This is a genomic window from Candidatus Cloacimonadota bacterium (assembly GCA_020532085.1).
Lineage (GTDB): Bacteria > Cloacimonadota > Cloacimonadia > Cloacimonadales > Cloacimonadaceae > Syntrophosphaera.
Map to the genome: position 1 here is coordinate 13075 of JAJBAV010000012.1, position 21360 is coordinate 34434.

Sequence of the window (21360 nt, forward strand, 5' to 3'; positions counted from 1 at the left end):
GCGAGTACCTAGCCGGAACATTGCCCCGCCTGCTGGGCCGGAACATCACCCTGCCTGCCCGGCCGCGGACTTTTTCATTGACAGAAGGCAGGCGTGGAAAGAAGAGGATACCAGTGTGGAAGCGCCGTAAGCGCTTCTCACGGCTACAAACACCAGGGAAGGCCACAATGCCAAAAAGCAAAACCCAGATAAGGCGCAGGATCGTTCAGACAGCCAGTTTGGCGCTGGCGCTGGGGTTTCTCGCGCTGGTGGTTTGGGGTGGAAAACACAGCATCCATGAGGCCTGCCCCTACGCGCTGGTCTGTTTCGGGCTCAGCGGGGGAACCTTTTTACGGCTGGGCGGCTGGGCGATGGCGGGGGCCATCGTTTTCGGCTTTGCCGTGCTGGTTTACACCATGTTTCAGGGACGCCAGTTCTGCGCCTGGCTGTGTCCGCTGGGAACAGCGCAGGAACTGCTGTATTCCCTGCGGGGAAAACGCCACCGGATGAAGCACAGAACCCCTTTTTACGCGGAACGCCGGCTGGCCTGGCTGAAATATCCGATCCTGCTGGTGACCGCAGCCCTCACGCTGCTGGGCCTGAATTATCTCTTCATCCGGCTCTGTCCCTTTTACTCGCTTTCCCTGCTGCCGAAGCTGATCGCCCCGGGCCTGGCCGTTTTGGGCGCGGTGCTTCTGAGATCCCTCTTCGGAGAGCGGGAATGGTGCCGCTTTCTCTGTCCCTACGCCGCTTTGATGAATGTTTTCCAGTGGCTGGGGGAAGCGGTGGGGATCCGGCGCAAAAAGATCAGGAGAAACCTGGAACGCTGCACCGACTGCGGTTTGTGCTCGCTGAACTGCCCCATGAACATCAACATCGCCGCACAGGAATACGTGCAGGACCGCAATTGCATCCACTGCGGCATCTGCGCCGAGAGCTGCCCCAAACCCGGCACCTGCTGCGAGGAGCGCGAATGAAAAACATTGCCGTGATCATCATCACCAGCCTGCTTGTGGCCGTGATCGCCCTGCAGATCCTGGCCGCGTTGAACATCTTTCCCCGGCAGGAGCAGGTGGAGGTCTGCCCTGTGGACGCCATTTCCATGCAGGGCGGAAAAGCAGTGATAGACAGGAAAAAATGCATCGGCTGCCGGCGCTGCGTGGCGGGGATCTGCCCTCCCGTGGAAATTGTGCGGGATACGGTCTTCGTTTCTGCTGCTCCCGCGGCCACCCTGAAAACCGAAAAACAACCTTCAGCCCCGCCCGCTGCCAAACCCGCAAAAGCCCCCCTAGAGTCAAGCACTCCCAACCAGACTGGATACCGGGTGAACGCTGAAAAGTGCATCGGCTGCGGCCTCTGCACCATCTATTGCCCCACCGGCGCGATCAAGATGGTGAACGACAAGGCGGTGATCGACCCCGCCAAATGCATCAACTGCGGCCTCTGCAAAAACGGCAACAACGCGGAATTCAAGGGTTGCCCGGTGAAAGCCATCTCCGGGCCGTGAACAGGCAACCAGAACCACTCATCCACCTGCCCCGAACGCGCGTCATTCCGGACCCGACTGCGTCGTCCCGGAATGACGGAACGTTGTTAGATAAGGGAGTGGCCTTCCGGGCTTTCCGAAATAAAAAAGACAAACCCCTGCGGGGTTTCGCAAACGGGGACGTTTGCGGCTCCTGTAACGCGGCGGACGTTTGCAGCTCCTGTAACACGGCGGACGTTTGCGGCTCCTGTGCCCCCAGTTCAGATTGCAGTTGACCAAAACCGCCCCCCCAATAAAATGAGAAAAAACAAAATACAAACATGGAGGAAATCATGAGAAAGACCGTTGTGGTAAGTGCCAAACGGACTCCCATCGGAAGTTTCGGAGGAGTGTTCAAGGACGTGTCGGCAGTGGAATTGGGCGTGGCCGTGATGAAAGCCATCTTCGCGGAAACCGGCCTGATCGGCGAGCAGATCGACGAGGTGATCCTCGGCAACGTTTGCGGCGCCGGGCACGGACAGAACATCGCCCGCCAGGTGGCCATCAAAAGCGGCGTGCCGGACCATACACCAGCCTATACCGTGAACAAGGTTTGCGGCTCGGGCATGAAAAGCGTCACCCTGGGCGCGCTGATGATCGGCGCCGGTGAAGCGGACATCGTGGTGGCCGGCGGCACCGAAAACATGAGCCAGATCCCCTATGTGTCGATGGACACCCGCTGGGGCGGCAAAATGGGCGACAAAACCCTCACCGACCTGATGATCCGCGACGGTTTGAGCGACATTTTCAACAACTTCCACATGGGCGTGACGGCGGAAAACCTGGCCGAAAAATACCAGATCAGCCGCGAAGAACAGGACCTCTTCTCCACGGCCAGCCAGAACAAAACCGAGATCGCCATCAACACAGGCCGCTTCCGGGATGAGATCGTGCCGATCATCATTCCCCAGCGCAAAGGCGATCCCCTGGTGATCGACACCGACGAATTCCCCCGCAAAGGTGTCACCGTTGAAGCCCTGGCCAAGCTGCGTCCCGCCTTCAAGGCCGACGGCAGCGTGACCGCCGGCAACTCCTCCGGGATCAACGACGGCGCGGCCCTGCTGCTGCTGATGAGCGAAGAGAAAGCCCGGGAACTGGATCTGCCCATCCTCGCCACCCTGGTTGGCAACGCCTCCGGGGGCGTGGACCCCGCCATCATGGGCTACGGCCCGGTGCCGGCGATCAAAAAGCTGCTGGCCAATACCGGCTGGAACCTAAAAGACATCGAACTGGCCGAGCTAAACGAAGCCTTCGCCGCGCAATCCCTGGCCGTGTTCAAAGGCCTGGAACTGGAAGGCGTGGGCAAACTCGATCTGGCCAAGGTGAACGTGAACGGCGGCGCCATCGCGCTGGGCCATCCCATCGGCTCCAGCGGCGCCCGCATCATCGTCACCCTGCTGCACGAGATGCGCAAACGCGAGCTCAGCAAAGGCCTGGCCGCGCTCTGCATCGGCGGCGGCATGGGCATCGCCTCCCTCTGGGAAAGGGGAAACTGACATGGCCGGCAAGCTGAAACTGGACAAAAGCATGGCCCTCTACGCCGAGGCGCAAACCCTGGTGCCCGGAGGCGTGGCCGGCATCCGCAGACCCTACAACTTCGTTGAGGGCGAATACCCCATCTTCTTCGACGAGGGCAAAGGCGGACGCATCCGCGACGTGGACGGCAACGAATACATCGACTACCTCTGCGCCTACGGCCCCATCATCATCGGCTACCGCGAGGAAGAGATCGACAACGCGGTGATCGAACAGATCAAAAACAAAGGCTTCTGCTTCTCGCTCACCCAGGCCACCCAAAACCTGCTGGTGCGCAAGCTGCAAGAAGTGATCCCCTGCTGCGACATGGCCGCGATCGTGAAGACCGGCAGCGACGCCACCACCATCGCCATCCGCGTGGCCAGGGCCCACACCGGCAAGCTGAAAGTGGCCCGCTGCGGCTACCACGGCTGGCACGACTGGTGCGTGGAAGTGAAAGGCGGCATCCCGCCAAAATTCTATGAAGACATCATCGAATTCCACTACAACGACCTCGACCAGCTGGAAGACATCCTGAAAGCCAACGCCAACGACATGGCCGCGATCATCGTGACCCCGGTGGGCCATCCCCTGGGGGCGGAAGTGCAGATGCCCAAGCCGGGTTATCTGGAAGGCGTGCGCAGGCTGGCCGACCAGTATGGCTGCGTGCTGATCTTCGACGAGATCCGCAGCGGCTTCCGCTGTTCCCTGGGCGGCGCGCAGGAATATTTCGGCGTAACGCCGGACCTGGCCACCTTCGGCAAGGCGATGGCCAACGGCTATCCGATCGCCGCGCTGGTGGGCAAACGCGAGATCATGGGCGTCCTCAGCAAAGAGGTCTTCCTCTCCTCCACCTTCTTCCCCAATTCCGACGCCCAGGTGGCGGCCCTGAAAACCATCGAGATCCTCCAGCGCGATCAGGTGCTGGACGCGGTGGCCGCCAAGGGCAGGAAGTTCGGCGAGGATGTGGAGAAAGTGTTGGCGGAATCAGGCATTCCGGCCCGCTTCTCCGGTTCGCCCTGGATGCCCTTCATCACCTTCCCCAAGGACGCCACCGGCCTCTATAAAAAGCTGCGGGTGGAATTCTACACCCAGCTCATCCGCCGGGGCGTGTTCCTGCAACCCTACCATCACGGCTACATCTGCCACCGCCACACCGACGCGGACCTGGCCTTCACGGTGCAGGCCATCAAAGAATCGCTGGCCGAGCTGAACAAGCTGGCCTGACCATAAAACACCGCCTGCCGGGATTGGCCCCCAAAGCCAGCCCCGGCGGGCCAAACTTCACCGAGGACCAATGGCAAAATACATTTTCGTGATGGGCGGCGTGCTATCCTCACTGGGCAAGGGCATCGCCACCGCGTCGATAGGTTTGTTGCTCAAATCCATGGGCTACCGCGTGGTGACCCAAAAATTCGATCCCTACCTGAACGTTGACCCCGGCACGATGAGCCCCTTCCAGCACGGAGAGGTGTTCGTTACCGACGACGGCGCCGAGACCGACCTCGACCTCGGCCACTATGAGCGCTTTGTGGATGAGGCGCTCACCCGCCGCTCCAGCTGTTCCGCCGGCCAGATCTACGAAACGGTGCTCCAAAACGAAAGGAAGGGCGTGTATCTGGGCAAGACGGTGCAGGTGATCCCGCACGTGACGGACGAGATCAAGCGCCGGATCAAAGAGCTGGACGCCGATTACGACATCATCATCACCGAGATCGGCGGCACCGTCGGCGACATCGAAAGCCTGCCCTTTCTGGAGGCCGTGCGCCAGCTGCGGCTGGACCTTGGCCTGCAAAACACCCTCTACGTGATGCTCACCTATATCCCTTACATCCACGCCGCGGGCGAGCTGAAGACCAAGCCCTCCCAACACAGCGCCTACAAACTCCGCGAGATCGGCATCCAGCCGGAAATCCTGCTCTGCCGCTCGGAAAAACCCTTTGAAAACGAGATCTACGACAAAATCGCCCTCTTCACCAACGTTCCCCGCGCCAACGTGATCAACGCCATCGACGTGAAAAGCGTTTACGAATGCCCCATCACCTTCAAGAATGCCGATCTGCACAAGATCATCTGCCGCCACTTCGGATTGGACTGCAAGCCCCTGCGCCTGCGCGAATGGAACAGATTCCTGCAAAACAGCACCAGTTGGGAACACAAGGTCACCATCGCCGTCTGCGGCAAATACGTGAAGCACCAGGACGCCTACAAAAGCGTGGAGGAAGCACTGTTTCACGCCGCGGCCTTTCACCGCATGAAGCTGCAGGTGAAGTGGGTGGATTCAGAGCAGAAATTCAAGCCCTCCTCCCTGGCGAAAATACTCAAAGACGCGGACGGGATCCTGATCCCCGGAGGATTTGGGGTGCGGGGGATCGAGGGCAAGATCGCTATCGCCGAGTACGCGCGCACGCGCAATATCCCCTTCCTGGGCATTTGCCTGGGCATGCAGGTGGCCGTGATCGAATTTGCCCGCCACGTTTGCCACCTCAAAGACGCCAACAGCACGGAATTCATCGCGGACACGCCCCACCCGGTGATCCACCTGATGGAAGACCAGCTCTACCAGAAGATGGTGGGCGGCACCATGCGCCTGGGGGCCTTTCCCTGCAAGCTGGAGCCGGGGTCGCTGGCCAGAAAGGTGTACGGCAGTGCCAAGATCAGCGAAAGACACCGCCACCGCTTTGAATTCAACAACGCCTACCGGGACAAGCTAACCGCCAAAGGCATGAAGTTGAGCGGCTTTTCGCCCGACGGACTGCTGGTGGAGATAGTGGAGCTGCCCGAGAAGGATTTTTACCTCGGCGTGCAGTTCCATCCGGAATTCAAATCGCGTCCGAACAAGGCCCATCCCCTCTTCCGGGATTTTTTCCGCGCCGCCCACCTCTTTTCTTCCGGCAGGTCCAAACAATAGACCGGTAAAGACTTCCGCCTCAACTGTGTAATTATTTCCACAAATCTGTGGCAATTTGGACATATTATGCCTTGACCCGCTGCCCGGCATTCACAAGGATGGCCTTGGTTAAATATATTATGGATCCCAGGCTTGGCTTGGGAAATGGTTTGTTTGTTTATGCGCGAATTGCTGCCTCCGCCCCTGGCCCGAACCCGCGGCATCTGGTTCATGGCATGGCTGGCCGCCCTCCTGTTGCTGTTGTCAGCCTGTGGGGAGCGTGATGGCGGCGCGGAGGGCAGCGGCAAAACCCTGCCCCAGGCTGAGACGGAGCGGCCCACGGAGCTTTTCAAGCTGCGATACCGGCTGAAATGGCTGCATCAGGCCCAGTTCGCCGGGGCCTACATGGCCAAAGAAAAAGGTTTTTACCAGGACCGGGGGCTGGATGTGGAGATCCTGCCCGGCGGGGGCGACCATCCGCCATATCAGTCGCTGATGGAAGGTTCCACCGACATATCCAACTTCAACCTGATCACCGCCCTCAAGTATTATGACCCCCAAAATCCCATCGTGATGCTGGCCCAGACTTCACAGAAAAACTCCACCCTGCTGGTGGGGAAAAAGAGCTCCGGGATCAGGTCGATAGGAGATCTGCGGGGCAAAAAGATCGGCGTCTGGAGGGACGAGGGCGGCGACCACACCCGCTTCTTTCTGGAAAGCCTGAACCTGGACATCAGAGCGATACCCCTCGACTGGTCTGTGAATCTGCTGCTGGAAGATGCCGTGGACATGATGAACGCCATGACCTACAACGAGTATCACCGCGTGCTGATGTCCGGCCTGGACGAGGATGACCTGGTCGTCTTCGATCTGGCGGACTACAGCTTCGATCTGGTGGACGACGGCATCTACACCACCCAGGCCTTTTTCGACCGACACCCCCGCCAATGCCGCGATTTCACTGCCGCCACCCTCGCCGGCTGGAACTACGCCTTGCAGCATCCCCAGGAAACCCTGGCTGTGGTGCTGCGTTACCTGCGGGAGAGCCACCTGCCCGCCAATCCGGAACATCAGGCCTGGATGCTGGACCACATGCGCTCCCGCGTGCTGGAAGATCCCTCCCGGCTTGGTTTCCTCGATCCCCAGGACTTTGAGCTGGCAACCCGCATCCTGATGGAGCGCGGCATCATCACAAAAGCAGTGGATTACCAAACTTTCTACCCCCATGATCACCAGTAAGAAAACCAGACCCCTGGGGCGCCAGCTCATCTCCTTCATGTTCGTCTTCATGGTGATGCTGTTTTTGCTCACCATTCTCATCACCCGCCACTTGGTTTACAACGTGATGCGCAGCAGCGCCGAAGAAAGCATCAGCAACCTCACCGAGGCCAACGTGCAGATGATCGACAAGAACCTGGCCAACATCATGACCATCGCCCAGGAACTGAGAACGGTGATCAACAACGACATCTACAACCAAGGCCAGCTGGAGCACCACATCCATCACCTGCTGATCGACAGCCCCAGGCTGATCTCGGTTTGCCTGGCCTACGACAGCCCCTCCCCCAAACGCACCCAGACCTTCCTGCTGGAAAACCAGCAGATCCGCAGCATCCCCACGCAAGACAGTGATTACCTTTACAAGGACTGGTTCCAGATCCCCTGGCTGTCGCAGCGGCCCTGGTGGAGTGATCCCTGGTTCGACAGCCTGGGTTCCGGCGAGGGGGTTTGCTCCTATTCCCTGCCGCTCACCATCAAAGGCCAATATCGGGGCATCATCAGGCTGGACACCCCGATGGAAACCCTGCGCCGCATCGTGCAACCCATCCGGGTGAAAAAGACCGGCTATGCCTTCCTGATCTCCAGCAACGGCACCATCGTGGCCCATCCCAGCGATTCCCTGGCCATGAATTACACCGTGTTTGACCTCGCCAACCGTTATGACCGCCAGGACCTTCGCCGCACCAGCAAAAACGCCGTGAGCGGCCAGAGCGGATTCGAGCGCGTCCGCATGGATGAGCCCAACAGGGATACCTGGGTCGCCTTCCGGCCCCTGCCTTCCAATCACTGGAGCATGGTGGTGGTGGTGCCGAACCATGAGGTTTTTGCCGATCTGCGCTATCTCACCATCATCTTCACCATCGCTTCCGTGATGGCCTTTCTGATCCTGGCCGGCACCATCTGGTACCGCACCCACGCCCTGAACCAACCCCTCACGGAACTGGTGGAGGCCATCAAACTGGCCGGGGAAGGTGATCTGCAGCCCGGCCCGGAGATCGCTTCGAATACCTACGAGATCCAGGTGATCGCCGAAAACTTCGCGAAAATGAAGGGCTCCCTCACCGGCTATATCAACAACCTCCAGCAGGTGACCGAGGAAAAGAACAGCATCATGGCCGAAGTTACCTTCGCGTCTGCCATCCAGCGCAACCTCATTCCTAAAAATTCAGACCTCTCCAAGCTCCCGCCCAACCTTAAAACCTTTGGCATCCTGGAACCCGCGGGGGTGATCGGCGGCGACCTCTACGATTATTTCCTCAAGGATGACGGGAACTTCCTCTTCGCCATCGCCGACGTGATCGGAAAAGGCGTGGCCGCCTCCATGACCATGACCATGATGACCACCCTGCTGCGCTCGGTTTCGCCCGTAAAAGACAGTCCGGAGGAAATCCTCCACACCCTGAACACCTTTTTGGTGGGCAACAACCTGGAATCCGACTTTGTGACCATGATCCTCGGGATCATCGATCTCAACAGCGGCAGCTGCGTGTTTTCAAATGCCGGCCACGTGCCCCTCTACCAGCTTTCCGCGCAGGGAGGGTTCCGCAGATTTGCCGCCACCCACTCCACCGCGCTGGGCTTTTTTGACAATATCAAGTTCACTTCCGAGCTTCTGCAGCTCGCTCCGGGTGACAAGATCCTCGTTTTCACCGACGGCGTGACCGAAGCCGTGAACGCCTCTGACAACCTCTTCGGCACTGCCGGGCTGGAAAAAGTGTTGCGCGGCATCGACGGCACTCCTCCTGAAGGGACCGTTCAGGCCGTGATCAGCGCTGTCAACGCTTTCGCCGATCCCCAAAAAAGCCGTGACGACACCACCATCCTGGTGATCGAATATCTGGGTCCGCTGAAAAGCTGACTCCGCCCTTTACCCTCTCACCTTCGCCCCCTGTCCGCCGCCCGCCCAGTTCCCGCATCCCAGGCGGGAAGTCCGCGGGAGGTCCCCTCAATCGGTAAGGCAGGCCTCAATGGAAGTTCTCAGATGGCTGGCGAGGGCGATCTTGTCGGCATAGATGGGATCGTCGGGCTTCACAGGCGGCAGAAGGGTGAAATTCACTTTGGCGGCGTGGATGTTGCCGTCGATCTCCATCATGCGCCAGGTGCCGTCGAGGGCGAAGGGCACAATGGTGGCGCCGGCCATCTGCGCGAGTTTGAGGCTGCCCAGATGGAATTCGCCCACCTTGCCCCGTTCCGCGCGGAGGCCTTCGGGGAAGATGACCATGGGCTGGCCTTCCTTCATCACCTGGGAGGCCGCCTGGAAAACGGTGATGGCCTGGCGGGCGTTGTCGCGGTCCAGAAAGAAGCTCGGCAGCTGGATCATCCACTGCTTGAGCACCGGCACCTTGGCCAGTTCCTGCTTGGCAATGAAGCCCATGGGGCAGCCCGCGAAGCCGACCAGGGTGGGAATGTCGAAGTAGCTTTGGTGGTTGCCGATGAAACAGATTGGTCCACCTGAGGGGATGTTCTCACGGCCGGAAACCTTCACCCGGGTGCCGGTGCTGACCACGGTGAACCAGCCCCAGGCCCTGGCCACCCACCAGCTGTGAACGCGGTGGCGGCTGCTGGAAACGAAAAGTTTGGCGAGCAGGTGCAAGGGCAGGATGATGAGCAGGATCAGCATCACGATGATGAAGAGGGCTTTCCAGAGAAGGCTGGTGATTGTGTTGATCATGGTTTTTCCTTGGTCAATCGAAATTTGTCCATTCCGTCCAGATCTCGTGCAGGGAGGTGATCCAGCCTCCTTTGTCGGTGGCATGGCGCAGCGTGCTCCAGTAAACCCCGGCCCAGAGGGGGAAATCGATGGGGTCGAAAGTCACGTTGTGCCAGAGCAGGGACAAGTGGGACTGATACCTGTCCGCCATGTCGATCAAGCGGCGCAGGGTGACCCCGGCCGCCAGCGGGTTCATGTTCATGGCTTTTTTGGAGTGGAGCGTGGTGTCCATCACGATGAGAGGTATCTCCAGCACGCGGAAAGGCCGGTTCTCCTCGATGTTGAAGGGATGGAAGGGGAAGGAGATGCCGGCGCGGAAACCGATGTTTTCCCAGTAGCCGAGGGTGGAATCGTAGAGGATGCCGGCGTTCTCGAGGATGCGGAAACTCTTTTGATAATCGAAATGGAGATAGTGGGAACGGTATCCCCGCACCTTAAATCCCGAGCGGACCAGCCGGTCCATCTCGGCGCGGAGGACATCCTCGTTGAATGCAGATTCGGGGCTGCCGTGCAATCCCACTTCTTCGCCGGCCAGCAATTCCTTCAGCCGCCTCAGCACCTTGGGGTTGGAGATATAGTTCTGCCGCTTGTCCTCAAAATCGTCCTTGCCAAAGAGAAACCAGGTGGCCTTTACGCCCAGGTTCCTTTCCTTTTGAACGATCCAGCGGATCTGGCGGCGGGGATTGTGGATCAGGTTTTTGTGCAGGGTGTGGCCGAGGATCTTGAAAGTGGCTGTGATGGGGCGTTTGAACCAGGTGCGGAGGTTGTATTTGAGGGTGTCCGCCTGCTGGGTGCCGGCCCAGTAGTTCCAGTAGTCCACGTCGTGGGATAGCGAGATGCAAAAACGGCTGTCCTCGTTCCAAACGATCTCACGGATGAATTGGGGCAGGGCCCGTTCCATGGCGTAGAGCAGCATCTGGCAATAGACGTCGACCACCGGGATGTCCGTGAAATCCCAGCGGTACTGCAGCGATTCCCGGTAATCCACGCGTCCGCGCTGTTCGCCATGGCGGCTGAGGATGTATTCGTGCCAGCAGGTGAGGAAATAGAAGGCGCTGGCCACGATGTCCTTGCGGAAGGACATGGTTTGCGACCCAATGGCAAAGATCGCGCCGGGCTGGGAGAAGAGGAAGGGTATGTATTCCTTCTGATAGAGGCAGAAATCCACCCGGTCCAGGGGATAGAGCTCCAGCTGGCTGAAGAATTCGGGGGTGGCGGGATCGAAGTGGATCTTCACCGGATAGGAGCGTTCGCGGTCCGGCCCGTAATAGAGGTGGACCCCTTCGATCCGCTCTCCGTAAGCGAATTGGGGATGCAGACGCAGGATGTTGCAGAACGTCCTCAGCACGAACTCGGCCTTGGGAATGAAATCCCGCGGCAGATCGAGCAGAATGAGGATGTTCGGAAAGCGGTCCATCAGCTTTGGGCGGGTTTGCGGGCCTTGAGGCCGGGTTTGGCCAGCAACACCATATCCAGCACTTCCTTCACGTTTTCCACCCAGGTGATCTTTATCCCGGCCAGAATATCCGGGGTGAAATCGCTGATGGTTTCCTCGTTTTCACGCGGGAGAATGAGCTGGGTGATGCCGGCGCGTTTGGCGGCCAGCATCTTTTCCTTGAGGCCGCCGATGCCCAGGACCTTGCCGGTGAGGGTTATCTCGCCGGTCATGGCCAGGTCGTGCTTCACCTTGCGCCCCGTGAACAGGGAAGCCAGCGCGGTGGTGAGGGTGATCCCGGCTGAAGGGCCATCCTTGGGCACGGCGCCAGAGGGGAAATGGATGTGAATGTCGAATTTTTCCAGTTCGCGGGGATCGATGCCGTATTTCTGATGATTCGCCTTCAGATGGCTGAGGGCGATCCGGGCCGATTCCTTCATCACTTCGCCCAGCAGGCCGGTGAGGATGATGGCGCCCTTGCCGGGCATGCGGGTGGTTTCGCAAAAGAGGATCTCGCCGCCGTAACTGGTCCAGGCAAGCCCGGTGGCGATGCCCACCTCGGGTTTGCGGTTGGCCAGTTCCAGAGTGTATTTGCGGGGACCCAGGTAATCCTTGATGCCGGCGGCATCGATCACCCGGTCGCGGATGTCGTCTCCGGCCACTTCGCGGGCGATCTTGCGGTAGATGGAACCGATCCGCCTTTGCAGATTGCGCACCCCCGCTTCACGCACGTAATAGCGGATAAGCTCCTGCAGCGCGGATTTGCGGAATGTTATCCTGTGCTCCTTCAGACCGTTGGCGTCCTTTTCCTTGGGGATCAGGTAATGGCGCGCGATCTGCACTTTGTCATTCTCCAGATAGCTGGTGAACTCGATGATCTCCATCCTGTCGCGCAGGGCGGGAGGAATGGTGTCCAGCGAATTGGCGGTGGTGATGAACATCACCTCGGAAAGGTCGAAAGGCAGGTTCAGATAGTTGTCCACAAAGCTGTGATTCTGTTCGGGATCGAGCACTTCCAGCAGGGCGGAGGCGGGGTCGCCGCGGAAATCGCGGCCCAGCTTGTCGATCTCGTCCAGCATGAACACGGGGTTGGCCGTACCCTGGCGCTTGATCTCCATCAGGATCTTGCCGGGCATGGCGCCAATGTAGGTGCGGCGATGCCCGCGGATCTCAGCTTCGTCATGGATGCCGCCCAGGGACATGCGGATGAACTTGCGCTTGAGGGCCCGGGCGACGGATTGCCCGATCGAGGTTTTGCCGGTGCCGGGGGGGCCCACGAAACAGAGGATCGGGCCTTTGAGGCTGCCCTTCAGCTTTTTTACGGCAATGTATTCCAACACCCGTTCCTTGGGCTTGGCCAGGCCATAATGGTCTTGGGTGAGGATCCTGTCGATCCTGGCCAGGTCCAGCCTGTCCTTGCTGTAGGTGGTCCAGGGCATGTTCACGATCCAGTCCAGATAGTTGCGCAGCACGGCGTATTCGCTGGCGGCTGGCTGCATGGTGGCCAGGCGGTCCAGCTCCTCGTAGGCCACCTCCTCCACATAATCCGGCAGCTTGTTTTTTTCGATGAGCTCTTTCCACTTGAGGACCTCTTTGCTCACCTCGTCGCTTTCGCCCAGTTCCTTGCGGATGGCGTCCATCTGCTCACGCAGGTAGTAGCGGCGCTGGTCTTCGCTCATTTCCAGCTGGATGTTGCTGCGGATGGTGTTTTCCAGCCGCATCTGGCGGATCATCTCGGCCAGGCAGTTGTTCAGGTGTTTAAAGCGTTTTTTCAGGTCGATGGTTTCCAGGATGATCTGGCGGTCCTCGATCTGCAGGTCCAGGTTTCCCGCTATGATATCGGCCACGCGGCCGGATTGCTTGATGTTGCTGAGCCCGGCGATCATCTCGTTGTTCAGGATGGTGCTCTCGGAGGCGATCTTTTCCATCAGCTCGATGGCGATAGTGCGGAAAGCATGGATCTCGGTGTCCTCAACCGTTTGCTCGTGCAGGGTTTCCACATCCACCATGATGAAGGGTTCACGCTGCACGGTGCGTTGCAGGCGGATGCGGGATGTTCCCTGCAGAAGCAGGCTTATCGAGCCGTCCTGGTTGCGCAGCATGCGCAGAATGGATACGGCTGTGCCGATCTCGTTCAGGCCGATGTCGCTGGGACCGGTTTTTTCCCGGTCCAGGAAAAAGGCCATGGTTTTATCGTGAGCCAAGGCGTGGTCGATCACCAGCCTGGATTCCTCGTCGGTAACCACCAGCGGCATCAGCAGGTGCGGAAACATCACCACGTTGTTGATGTGCAGCACCGGCAGGGTTCTGGGGATCCGGTTGTTTTGTTCTTCCATGTTGCGCTCCTGATCAATCATTGGTGGAAGCATACCCGGCGGCAGGTGTGGTTTTCAAGGCCGGGATACACAGACAATATAACTCCGCCGGCGCCTCAGGCCAAGATCAGGTAGAGGACCATGTTCATGATCCCAAAGACCAGGTTGATGCCTCCCACAATTTTTAGCAGGGGCACGTAGAGATATTGGCGGAAGTACTTGTAGAAAAATTCCAGTTTGAACTGCTCGTCATAATCGTCGATGCGGTGTTCCACCCGCCACTGCTCCAGCAAGTGGGGCACGGTTTTGCGCAGGATCTTGTCGGCAAGGCCGCGCACGGCGTTGGAAACCGCGTTGCGGAGCTTTTCCTTCAATCCTCCGGGCAGCAGCGGCCAGTCGTCCACGAAGGCGGTTTGCTCCCACACCTTCTGCCGCACCTGCTCTTCCAGGGTGTAAAGGTATCCGGAACTGGCAGCGGGGTCGCCGGCTTGCTCCAGATAATCGTGCAACAGGTCGCGGGCTTTGTTGAACAACCAGTCCCGTTTGCGGACCAGAAAGCCCGGCGTGAGGGGATTTCGAAGTCCAAAGATCTTGCGCTGGGTGGGATTGAACAGAAACCACTTGGCAAAATAGACCAGCAGCAGGCCAACACCGACGTTGAGCACTATGAACAGCAAAGATTTTAGAAACAGCATCGGACCTCCTCAGTCCAGAGACGCAAAAAATCTTGGTTTAAACATGGTTCAGGATATGCCCCATCTTGTTCTTCTTGGTTTGCAGATACTCCAGGTTGGTTTCGCGGGCGGGGATCTCGATCGGCACCCGCTGGGTGATCTGCAGTCCGTATCCCTGCAGACCAACGATCTTCTTGGGGTTGTTGGTGAGCAGGCGGATCTTTTTCAGGCCAAGGTCCTTGAGGATCTGCGCGCCGATCCCGTAATCGCGCAGGTCGGCGGGAAAACCGAGGTCCAGATTGGCTTCCACGGTATCCAAGCCCTCGTCTTGAAGATGGTAAGCCCGCAGCTTGTTCACCAGACCAATGCCCCTCCCTTCCTGGCGCATGTAGAGGATCACGCCGGTGCCTGCCTCGGAGATCAGCTCAAATGAACGTTTTAGCTGTTCGCCGCAGTCGCAGCGCAGGGAATGCAGAGCGTCGCCGGTGAGGCATTCAGAATGCACGCGCACCAGCACTTCCTCTTCCGCTTTGATCTCCCCCATTACAAGGGCAAGGTGATATTCGTCGGACACCGTGCTCACGTAGGTGAGGATGTCGAAATCGCCGTAGGGAGTGGGCAGCTTGGCTTGGGAAACGCATTCCACCAGCTTTTCGCGGTGGCGGCGGTAGCGGATGAGCTCGGCGATGGTGATGATCTTGAGCCCGTGTTTGGCGGCAAAGGGGATCAAATCGTCGAGGCGGGCCATTTCTCCGTCTTCGCGGATGATCTCGCAGATCGCGCCCACCGGAGCCCGGCCAGCCAGCTTGGCCAGATCCACCGCGGCCTCTGTGTGCCCGGCCCGTTTGAGCACGCCTCCGGTTTCGGCCCAGAGGGGAAAGATGTGGCCCGGCCGCATGAAATCCTCGGCCCGGCTGCCGGGTGAGGCCAGGGCGAGAATGGTCTTCGCCCGCTCGGAAGCGGAAATACCTGTGGTGGTGCCTTCCTTCACGTCCACCGGAATGGTGAACTTGGTGCCGTGGCGGTCGGTGCTGTGCCTGGTCATCAGAGGCAGGTCCAGGCGGTTCAGTGCTTCGGCCTCCATGGGCACGCAGAGCAAGCCTTTGCCTTGGGAGATCATGAAATTCACCCGGGCGGGAGTCACGGCATCCGCTGCCATCAGCAGATCGCCTTCATTTTCGCGGTTCTCATCGTCCACCACGATCAGCATTCCGCCTTCCGCTATGGTCCTGATGGCCTCAGCAATGGGGCAGAAAGGTGTATTTTCTTTTAATTCAGTCATTTTTACCATTCTTCGTTGTCGCCCAGGATCGAGAATAAATCCCGGGTATCCGTGTCAATGCCAAAATAATTCTCCAGCCAGGCCAGGGCATAACAAAAATCCTGTGGTGGATCCACCCTGATGTCCAGGGGCCTGCCGGAAATTGGCTGCACAAACTGCAGCCTCCAGGCGTGGAGGGCCTGGCGCATGAGATGCGTGGTGAGCAGTTCCGTCACCTTGCGCTTGAGGTTTTCCGGAACGATGGAATGCACCTGCCGGCGCGTATTGTAGAGCAGGTCGCCCAGCAGGGGCAGGTTGCGTTCCGCGAAATGCACCCTGATCTGATGCATCCGTCCTGTTTCCAGCGCCACCTTCACCAGCGAAAAGCAGTGGAAATACTTGATCACTTTGTATCTGGTAAGCGACCAGCGCCCTTCCGGCGTCACGCACATCTTGCGCGGATTGCTGAGGCTGCGGCCGATGTTGCTTTCGATGATGTCCTCGGCAGGGTCCGGAATCCCGCAGGTGATGGCCAGATAGGTCTTTTTCACCTGGCGGCGGGCAAACATGTCGTTAAGCGCTCTCTGCACGGGATCGTTCTTAGCAATGATCATCAGCCCCGAGGTGCCGCGATCGAGCCGGTGCACGATGCCGGGACGGTTGGCCTCGCGCCCGCTGGAAAGGTCTTCCCGCCAGCGGAACAGGATGGCGTTCACCAGCGTCTGGTCGGAAGCTCCGTAGCCAGGATGCACGATCATGCCGGCCGGTTTGTTGATCACAGCCAGGTCGTCGTCCTCATAAACCACGTCCAGGGGTATGTTCTGCGGCACCACCTCGCTGGTTTCCAAATCTGGAAGTGAAACGTCCACCACATCGCCATTGCTGAGCAAAAAACTCTTTTTCACCGGGATGTTGTTCACCAGCACGCGGTCTTCCTCGATCAGCTTCTCGATGAAGCTGCGGCTGTATAGTTCCTGAACCCGCAGGTCCACCAGATACTTGTCCAGCCTGATGCTGTCTTCCCTGTCGTAAACGACCTTGATCCTGTTACGCATGCTCCGTGAAGGCCAGAGTGTAAACTCCGCCGATCGATTCTCCTTTGCCATTGCGCACGATCGATCCGTTCAGCAGCACCTGCCGCTGGTAACTGGTGTCCGGGATCCTGTTGTCGTATAGGTTGTCGCCTTGGCGAAGCGAGTCGAATATCTTTTGGAAGATCCGCTGGTCGAAATCGCTTTTGAGATTCAGCTCGCGGATGTTCCTGCTTTCGTTGAGCAGGGGATAGCGGCGGCGCAGGGCGTCGTTGCAGTAGCTGATGTCGCCGTTGTTGAGGGCGATCACCACACCCAGGGGCAGGATGTTGATAAGCTGTTTGATGCGCTGGTCGTGCTCGTAGATCTTGTTTTCCTTGGCCTGGTCGAAACCGTGGATGCTGCGCAGCATCGATTTGATGCCTTCCAGCAGGCTCTGCATGTCCTTGTCGTCGGCATTGGCGGCGATCTCGCCGTCGATATCGATCTCGTAGTTGCCATGGGCGATCTCGGATACGATCTTGCCCGTGTGTCCCAGCGACCTCTTCAGCATCACCGGAATCAGGTTGTAGATCACGATCGTGTAAATGAAGATCACCAGCACCGAAACAATCAAGGTGGTCTGCAGATCGTTCACGAGCGAGTTCAAGTCGCGGCTGCGGCCAAGGATCACCAGCATGACCACCGTTTCCAGCAGCACCAGCCCCAGCAGGATCGCCAGAGCGAGGTGATAACGTTTGATCAGGGACTTTTTCATAACAGGTCCTTCCGGTTGGCCACATCGCGGATCAGGCGGTCGATGGCTTCTTTTCTGCCCATCAGCATCAGCACGTCACCTTCGTTGATGGTGTCGTTGGCGCCGGGCATGTCGTTCAGCCGCTGTTCCACAATGTTTTTGCCTTCATCAGTCACCGCGAGGTAGTTGTATTTGATGGCGATCACATTGATCCCGCGTCCGGTGGGCAAGGCCAATTCCTGCAGGGTTTTACCCACAAATTCCTGAGGCGCCACCAGTTCGATCACCACGTGGCCGCTGGTGAGGTTGTAGTATTCCAGGATGTGCTTCGAGATCAGGGTGTTCGCCAGCTGCGATCCCACCGTCTCTTCCGGCAGGATGGTGCGTTTTACGCCTATCAGTTCAAGGATGCGGCCGTGCAGGTGGTTTTCTATCTTGGCGTAGATGATGCCCACACCGATCTTTTTGAGGATCGCGCAGCTGAGGATGGATTCCTGGATGTTGCTGCCGATGGCCATGATCACGGCGTCAACTTCGTTCAGATTCATGTCCCGCAGGGTGTTTTCATCCGTGGAATCCATGCACACCGCCTGCGCGACCTTGCCGCTGATCTGATCCACCAGTTCCTGGTTCTTGTCGATGGCCAGAACGTCCATCCCGTTTTCTGCCAGGATGGTGGCCACGGTCATGCCAAAACGCCCCAGTCCGATTACCGCGTATCGTGCCATAATGTTTCCCTTAGCCGATGGCTATAGTTTCCTCGGCATAGTTGATATTGGTTTTCCTGCTTCTGATCGCGAAGGCGTAGATCATGGTCAGGGGACCGATCCTGCCCACATACATCAGGAGGGTGATCATTATTCTGCCCAGCGGGGAAAGCGAAGAAGTGATCCCCGTGGAAAGGCCCACCGTGCCGAAGGCGGAGAGCGCTTCGAACACGATCTTTTCAAAAGAAAAAGGTTCCACCAGCAGCAGCATCAACACTATGAAAAATACGAGAGAGGCTGAGAGGAAGACCAGGCCAGCCGCTTCCCGGAAATTGCCGGAGGGGACGCGCCGCTTGAACACGCTGATCTCTTTTCTGCCCTTCAGCAGCGAAATCATCGTGAGCCCCAGCACGGAAAAGGTGGTGGTTTTGATCCCGCCGCCGGTGGAGCCAGGCGACGCGCCGATGAACATGAGGATCATGCTCACCAGCAGGGCCGCTTTACCCATGGCACCGAAATCAAGGGTGTTGAATCCGGCTGTGCGCGTGGTCACCGACTGGAAGAACGAACTCAGCATGCGCTGATGGATGCCGAAACCCTGCATCGTGCCGGCGTATTCCATCACAAAGAAAGCGATCATGCCACCCAGGATGAGAAAACCGGTGGTCACCAGCACTATCTTGCTGTGCAGGCTCAGCTTCCGCACCTGGCCGCCCTTGAAGAAATAGCGGAAGAGGTCGATGATGACGGTGAATCCCAAGCCGCCCAAAATGATGAGCAGCGGTACAGTGAGGCTCACTATCGCGTTGTCACGGTAGCCGGCCAGGTTGTCTGAAAACAGAGCGAAACCCGCGTTGCAAAAGGCAGATACAGAGTGGAAAACGGAAAGGTAAAGCGCGCGGGCCAAAGAATGGTGATGATAGAATCTGCTGAATAGCAGCAAGGCCCCCAGCAGTTCGATCACGCCGGTCACCAGCAGGATGTTTTTCAACAGCTGGGCCAGGTTGATCCTGTTGGTGCCGCCCACCACCTGGCTCATCACGTTCTTCAGCTTCAGGTCTATGTTTCTGCCCATCAGCAGAGCGAAGGCGGTGGATACGGTCATGATGCCCAGACCGCCGATCTGGATGAGCAGCAGGATCACGATCTGGCCGAACTGGCTGAAGTAGGTGGGAGTATCATAAACGATCAGGCCGGTAACGCAGGTGGCCGAGGTGGAGGTGAAAAGAGCGTCCACGAAGGGTGTCACTCTGTTCTGCGTGGAGGCCACAGGCAGCATCAGCAGGATGGTGCCAATGAAGATCACCACCATGAAACTCAGCATCACGGTCACCGGCGGATTGCCGGCCAGCCATTTGTAAACCCTGCCCCGGGAGAATCGGAAAAGTATGAAATCCAAAATGAAATATGTCTGCCGGATCAGCAGGAAAAAGATCACGAACCTGGGATTGTAGGCCATCAGAAGCAACCCCACCCCCAGCATGATCAGGTCGAAGATCACCACTTTCTGGGTGCCGTGGCCTTCCCGTAGCAGCAGCCGGTGCAGGATGGCCAAAGCCAGCAAGAGCAGATTGGCCCAGGCCGTGATGCTTTGCACCCGCTGATAGTCTGAATAGTAGCTGATCAAAGGTTCCAGAAAAAGAGCCAGCAGACTCCATACGGCCAGCAGATAAGCCACCGCTTCCACCTGTCCCAGGATCAGCTTCAGGATTCTACGCATGTTCGCTCAGCAGGGCAGCGATCCCACAATTTCCAGGATCTCCCCGGCCACCGCTTCGATCTCCTGGCCTGCATCCACCACCGAGAGCAGGCTGCGCCCGGCAAAAAATTCCTTCAGGGCCAGGGTCTGATCATAAAACTCTTTCAACCGGCGGGAGATCGCTTCGGGTTTGTCGTCATTGCGAATGACCAGTTCACCTCCGCAGGCGTCACATACATTTACCTCGCGGGGGGGATCGCTCACCAGATTGTAGTTTTGTCCACAACTGCGGCAGATCCGGCGTGAGGAGATCCTGGCGATGGCGACTGCTTCTGCCAGTTCCAGGAAAAAGACCTGCCTCACCTCAAAGTGCCGCACCAGATAATCAGCCTGCACCAACGTGCGCGGAAAGCCGTCGAAGATGATCCCCCGGCGATCCGGCAGCAATGATCTGTCCACGATCTCGAACACCAGTTCGTCCGGAACCAGTTCACCGCGGCTGATGATCTCCCGCACCTGCAGGCCCAGCGGGGTTTCACGCGATATCTGCTCGCGGAAGAGGTCACCAATGTTGATGTGCTGAAACTGCAGGCTGGCGCTCAAAAGCTCTGCCTGTGTGCCTTTCCCACTGCCCTGGATGCCGAAGAATACGAAACATTGCATACAAATCACCTCAGTTTTGGCAAATTATTCAAACACTCACAAGCTGTCAAGCTTTCTGCCGTTCCAGCACCACGAAGGCCAGCGCGTATTCCTTTTCGTGCGTCAGCGAAAGGTGGATACTGTCCGCGGCCAGGCTGGTCAAACGTTCACCTGCCCCGCCGTGGAGAATGATGCCGGGGTTGCCGCTTGCGTCTGTCACCACCTCGATGTCCTGCCAGTTCACCCTGCCGTCCCAGCCGGTGCCCAAAGCCTTCATCACCGCTTCCTTGGCCGCGAAGCGGGCCGCGAAAGATTGAGCCGGACTGGCTTTGCCCCGGCAATGGGCGATCTCACCAGCGCAGAATACACGTTCAATGAAGTTTGGATAGCGCTCCAGCAACCTGCGCACACGCTCCACCCGAACGATGTCGGTGCCGATCCCCACTATCATTTTTGCTCCTGGTTTTGGCGTTCCAAATCCAGCAAGCGCCGCTTCAATTCGATACCGCCGGCATAGCCGGTGAGAGAGCCGTCGGCGCCCACCAAACGGTGGCAGGGGATCAGGATGGGCAGAGGGTTTCTGTGGGCAGCCTGGCCCACGGCCCGGCAGGCCATGGGGCGGCCGATGCTTTCCGCGAGCTGTTTGTAGCTGAGGGTTTCACCGTAAGGTATCTCCCGCAGGGCTTTCCACACATCTTGCTGAAACCTGGTGCCCTTGGGCTCCAGCTCCAGCGTAAAGCCCTTGGCGCTTCCCCGCAGATAGGCCAACAGCTGCAGGCGGGCTACGGCCATTTCTGGCTCCGGGGCTTCTGCAGCTCTGCCTTTGTCCACAAACAAGAGCTTGCGGAGCGTCCCGCGCTCCATCACCAGTTCCAGGCCCCATGCCTCCCATTCAACGTAGCCAATTTGCTGTTCAGCCATGCTTTACCTCGGATGTTCAAACTGCTTGAAAAAACGAGA

The 21360-nt window shown here is 58.5% G+C and carries 19 protein-coding genes; 7 read left to right on the forward strand and 12 right to left on the reverse strand.

All coding sequences use genetic code 11. The annotated features are described in order from the left end of the window. Positions 1-167: 167 nt before the first annotated feature. The 7 genes from LHW45_04570 (at position 168) to LHW45_04600 (ending at position 9048) form a co-directional block, all read left to right on the forward strand. Positions 168-956, forward strand: a complete 789-nt coding sequence (locus tag LHW45_04570) for a 4Fe-4S binding protein (protein MCB5284848.1) — start codon at positions 168-170, stop codon at positions 954-956. Then, complete coding sequence (locus LHW45_04575) at positions 953-1486, forward strand: 4Fe-4S binding protein (GenBank protein MCB5284849.1); 534 nt, start codon at positions 953-955, stop codon at positions 1484-1486. The genes LHW45_04570 and LHW45_04575 overlap by 4 nt, the downstream gene beginning before the upstream one ends. Positions 1487-1797: 311 nt before the next feature. After that, complete coding sequence (locus LHW45_04580; protein MCB5284850.1) at positions 1798-3000, forward strand: acetyl-CoA C-acetyltransferase; 1203 nt, start codon at positions 1798-1800, stop codon at positions 2998-3000. 1 nt (position 3001) lies between these two features. Further along, positions 3002-4246 carry an aminotransferase class III-fold pyridoxal phosphate-dependent enzyme gene (locus tag LHW45_04585; protein ID MCB5284851.1) on the forward strand — a complete coding sequence of 415 codons (1245 nt, stop codon included), beginning with the start codon at positions 3002-3004 and terminating at the stop codon, positions 4244-4246. A 70-nt stretch (positions 4247-4316) separates the two neighbouring features. Further along, positions 4317-5930: a CTP synthase gene (locus LHW45_04590; GenBank protein ID MCB5284852.1), complete on the forward strand. Its 1614-nt coding sequence runs from the start codon at positions 4317-4319 to the stop codon at positions 5928-5930. Positions 5931-6089: 159 nt separating this feature from the next. Then, positions 6090-7148: an ABC transporter substrate-binding protein gene (locus LHW45_04595; GenBank protein MCB5284853.1), complete on the forward strand. Its 1059-nt coding sequence runs from the start codon at positions 6090-6092 to the stop codon at positions 7146-7148. Then, positions 7135-9048 (forward strand): SpoIIE family protein phosphatase, encoded by a 1914-nt coding sequence (locus LHW45_04600; GenBank protein ID MCB5284854.1) that lies wholly within the window; start codon positions 7135-7137, stop codon positions 9046-9048. Before LHW45_04595 ends, LHW45_04600 begins: the two co-directional genes overlap by 14 nt. Positions 9049-9135: 87 nt before the next feature. On the opposite strand, the gene LHW45_04605 is transcribed toward LHW45_04600, so the two are convergent. The 12 genes from LHW45_04605 to LHW45_04660 all read right to left on the reverse strand — a co-directional run bounded on the left by LHW45_04605 (position 9136) and on the right by LHW45_04660 (position 21321). Then, the gene (locus LHW45_04605; protein MCB5284855.1) at positions 9136-9861 is read right to left on the reverse strand and encodes a 1-acyl-sn-glycerol-3-phosphate acyltransferase; all 726 of its coding nucleotides are present in this window, start codon (positions 9859-9861) and stop codon (positions 9136-9138) included. Positions 9862-9874: 13 nt separating this feature from the next. Next, the gene (locus tag LHW45_04610; protein ID MCB5284856.1) at positions 9875-11317 is read right to left on the reverse strand and encodes a polysaccharide deacetylase family protein; all 1443 of its coding nucleotides are present in this window, start codon (positions 11315-11317) and stop codon (positions 9875-9877) included. Next, complete coding sequence (gene lon / locus LHW45_04615) at positions 11317-13671, reverse strand: endopeptidase La (GenBank protein MCB5284857.1); 2355 nt, start codon at positions 13669-13671, stop codon at positions 11317-11319. The genes LHW45_04610 and lon overlap by 1 nt, the downstream gene beginning before the upstream one ends. Positions 13672-13766: 95 nt before the next feature. Beyond that, entirely contained in the window at positions 13767-14345 is a 579-nt protein-coding gene (locus LHW45_04620) for a hypothetical protein (GenBank protein ID MCB5284858.1), read from the reverse strand. A 37-nt stretch (positions 14346-14382) separates the two neighbouring features. Continuing rightward, on the reverse strand, positions 14383-15606 hold the full coding sequence (locus tag LHW45_04625) for a bifunctional 3,4-dihydroxy-2-butanone-4-phosphate synthase/GTP cyclohydrolase II (protein ID MCB5284859.1): 1224 nt from the start codon (positions 15604-15606) through the stop codon (positions 14383-14385). A gap of 2 nt (positions 15607-15608) precedes the next feature. Then, complete coding sequence (locus LHW45_04630; protein MCB5284860.1) at positions 15609-16640, reverse strand: RluA family pseudouridine synthase; 1032 nt, start codon at positions 16638-16640, stop codon at positions 15609-15611. Continuing rightward, a complete protein-coding gene (locus LHW45_04635) occupies positions 16633-17373 on the reverse strand; it encodes a hypothetical protein (GenBank protein MCB5284861.1) in 741 nt (246 codons plus the stop codon). Before LHW45_04635 ends, LHW45_04630 begins: the two co-directional genes overlap by 8 nt. Further along, on the reverse strand, positions 17370-18080 hold the full coding sequence (locus LHW45_04640; protein MCB5284862.1) for a TrkA family potassium uptake protein: 711 nt from the start codon (positions 18078-18080) through the stop codon (positions 17370-17372). Before LHW45_04640 ends, LHW45_04635 begins: the two co-directional genes overlap by 4 nt. Positions 18081-18090: 10 nt before the next feature. Continuing rightward, complete coding sequence (locus LHW45_04645) at positions 18091-19779, reverse strand: TrkH family potassium uptake protein (GenBank protein MCB5284863.1); 1689 nt, start codon at positions 19777-19779, stop codon at positions 18091-18093. A 6-nt stretch (positions 19780-19785) separates the two neighbouring features. Continuing rightward, a complete protein-coding gene (locus tag LHW45_04650) occupies positions 19786-20421 on the reverse strand; it encodes a nucleoside monophosphate kinase (protein ID MCB5284864.1) in 636 nt (211 codons plus the stop codon). A gap of 46 nt (positions 20422-20467) precedes the next feature. Then, positions 20468-20851, reverse strand: coding sequence for a holo-ACP synthase (locus tag LHW45_04655; protein ID MCB5284865.1), 384 nt, complete (start codon positions 20849-20851; stop codon positions 20468-20470). Continuing rightward, complete coding sequence (locus tag LHW45_04660; protein ID MCB5284866.1) at positions 20848-21321, reverse strand: methylated-DNA--[protein]-cysteine S-methyltransferase; 474 nt, start codon at positions 21319-21321, stop codon at positions 20848-20850. Before LHW45_04660 ends, LHW45_04655 begins: the two co-directional genes overlap by 4 nt. Positions 21322-21360: the final 39 nt, after the last annotated feature.

Coding starts and splice junctions, on each gene's coding strand:
- LHW45_04605 (MCB5284855.1), bottom strand. CDS start 9,861: ATGATCAACACAATCACCAGCCTTCTCTGGAAAGCCCTCTTCATCATC.
- LHW45_04570 (MCB5284848.1), top strand. CDS start 168: ATGCCAAAAAGCAAAACCCAGATAAGGCGCAGGATCGTTCAGACAGCC.
- LHW45_04625 (MCB5284859.1), bottom strand. CDS start 15,606: ATGACTGAATTAAAAGAAAATACACCTTTCTGCCCCATTGCTGAGGCC.
- LHW45_04660 (MCB5284866.1), bottom strand. CDS start 21,321: ATGGCTGAACAGCAAATTGGCTACGTTGAATGGGAGGCATGGGGCCTG.
- LHW45_04655 (MCB5284865.1), bottom strand. CDS start 20,851: ATGATAGTGGGGATCGGCACCGACATCGTTCGGGTGGAGCGTGTGCGC.
- LHW45_04635 (MCB5284861.1), bottom strand. CDS start 17,373: ATGAAAAAGTCCCTGATCAAACGTTATCACCTCGCTCTGGCGATCCTG.
- LHW45_04645 (MCB5284863.1), bottom strand. CDS start 19,779: ATGCGTAGAATCCTGAAGCTGATCCTGGGACAGGTGGAAGCGGTGGCT.
- LHW45_04630 (MCB5284860.1), bottom strand. CDS start 16,640: ATGCGTAACAGGATCAAGGTCGTTTACGACAGGGAAGACAGCATCAGG.
- LHW45_04600 (MCB5284854.1), top strand. CDS start 7,135: ATGATCACCAGTAAGAAAACCAGACCCCTGGGGCGCCAGCTCATCTCC.
- LHW45_04595 (MCB5284853.1), top strand. CDS start 6,090: ATGCGCGAATTGCTGCCTCCGCCCCTGGCCCGAACCCGCGGCATCTGG.
- LHW45_04590 (MCB5284852.1), top strand. CDS start 4,317: ATGGCAAAATACATTTTCGTGATGGGCGGCGTGCTATCCTCACTGGGC.
- lon (MCB5284857.1), bottom strand. CDS start 13,671: ATGGAAGAACAAAACAACCGGATCCCCAGAACCCTGCCGGTGCTGCAC.
- LHW45_04575 (MCB5284849.1), top strand. CDS start 953: ATGAAAAACATTGCCGTGATCATCATCACCAGCCTGCTTGTGGCCGTG.
- LHW45_04620 (MCB5284858.1), bottom strand. CDS start 14,345: ATGCTGTTTCTAAAATCTTTGCTGTTCATAGTGCTCAACGTCGGTGTT.
- LHW45_04580 (MCB5284850.1), top strand. CDS start 1,798: ATGAGAAAGACCGTTGTGGTAAGTGCCAAACGGACTCCCATCGGAAGT.
- LHW45_04650 (MCB5284864.1), bottom strand. CDS start 20,421: ATGCAATGTTTCGTATTCTTCGGCATCCAGGGCAGTGGGAAAGGCACA.
- LHW45_04585 (MCB5284851.1), top strand. CDS start 3,002: ATGGCCGGCAAGCTGAAACTGGACAAAAGCATGGCCCTCTACGCCGAG.
- LHW45_04640 (MCB5284862.1), bottom strand. CDS start 18,080: ATGGCACGATACGCGGTAATCGGACTGGGGCGTTTTGGCATGACCGTG.
- LHW45_04610 (MCB5284856.1), bottom strand. CDS start 11,317: ATGGACCGCTTTCCGAACATCCTCATTCTGCTCGATCTGCCGCGGGAT.